A 1,634-nucleotide genomic window follows, 5' to 3' on the forward strand; every position below is an offset into this window, starting at 1 on the left:
CGAATTTGTGCTATATTTAACTCATCTTAGATTTTAGATGAGAGAGATTGAAAATGCAGAAATGGATTTGGCAAGCAGAAAACTGGACAAATTTCACATGGCAAGATTCAACTATCTTACCTAAAACCAGACAGATACATCAAAAAATAGGAATTCTTCTTGGACAAAGTCAGCATGATTTAGCGAAAGAACAATTCACTCTAGATACTCTACTTGCCAATCTCGTTGCTTCATCAGCAATTGAAAATGAAACCCTCAATGTTTTTTCATTGCGATCATCTTTAGCCCAACGCTTGGGTGTCACTCTTGAACAGCCTTATCCAAGCTCAGATCGATCAGAAGGTTTAGCCAATATCATGCTGGATGCGCTGAACGATGTTAAGCAACCACTGACTGTTGAGCGCCTCATGCAATGGCATCGTTGGCTTTTCAATGACCCCGACTGGACAATGCAACGTTTACGCATTGGTCAACTGAGGGGATCAGAGCCTATGCAGGTCGTTTCAGGTCGATTGGATTACCCTAAAGTACATTTTGAAGCACCGCCAAGAGAAGGCTTAGAAGAACGCTTACATACCTTCATAGCGTGGTTTAATCAGAGTCTGAATGATTCATTGCTTGATCCTCTGTTACGTGCAGGCATTACCCATTTATGGTTTGTTACCCTACATCCTTTTGATGATGGTAATGGCCGTATTACACGTACACTTACAGACCTTGCTCTAGCTCAAATGGATGAGCAAAGTATCCGTTTGTATGCAATGTCTACTACGATATTAAATAAACGTAAAAGTTACTATGAGATATTAGAACAAACTCAAAAAAATGATTCTGATATCACAGATTGGCTGATTTGGTTTCTAGACACGTTGAATGAAAGCCTTGAAAAAACCTTAGCGCAGATCAGTCGAACATTGTTTAAAAGTCAATTTTGGCATAAATATTCAAATTTAGCCCTGGGTGAAGAACAACGTAAAGTTCTAAATCGTTTATTAGACGGTGGCGAAAATGGCTTTGAACATGGTATTAGTGCTTCGCAATATCAAAAGGTTGCTAAAGTCAGTAAGGCAACGGCTACTCGCCACTTATCAGACTTACTTGAGAAAGAATGTATCGTTAAATTAGAAGGTGGTGGACGTAATACACGCTATCAGATCAATACCCAGTTATAGATATTCTAAGCAATAAAAAACCCCAGCATCCTGCCGGGGTTTTTTATCGTTGCTGATTGCGCTGTTGTACCCTCTGGTCCATGTGCAATAACTTATAATTTTTGTTTTATGTTATGGAACTTCCTGTTCCTGATGAGTTCATCATAGGAAAATTCCACTGTTCCAGGTAGCCGCAAAGAGCCGAGATTGTTGTGCGCCAGGGCGTACAAAATAGCCTAAATTTTATCCCCAGCAATTGGGGATAGTTTTGGAACCTGGATCCGTATGAAATGGGCACTGGTTGCTAAATTGATCATTTTTTAATCAGATTTACTGGCGAAATGTTACAGATTCGCTTAAAAACTCACCAACTTATTACAAACATCTAATTTTGTGCATTTTGTGATCAGATTAAATTTTTTAAGTAATTGATATTTATATTAATATACAAGTGTACTTCGTATAATCACCATTATGTTAAAT

1 protein-coding gene is annotated in these 1,634 nt (G+C 38.3%); it reads left to right on the top strand.

Going from position 1 to position 1,634, the window contains the following annotated elements; all coding sequences use genetic code 11:
* Positions 1 to 53 precede the first annotated feature (53 nt).
* Positions 54 to 1,172 (top strand): Fic family protein, encoded by a 1,119-nt coding sequence (locus NI466_RS15735; protein WP_016807159.1) that lies wholly within the window; start codon positions 54 to 56, stop codon positions 1,170 to 1,172.
* The last annotated feature ends 462 nt before the right edge of the window (positions 1,173 to 1,634 follow it).

The organism is Acinetobacter lwoffii (assembly GCF_024129595.1).
Taxonomy (GTDB): Bacteria; Pseudomonadota; Gammaproteobacteria; order Pseudomonadales; family Moraxellaceae; genus Acinetobacter; species Acinetobacter lwoffii_O.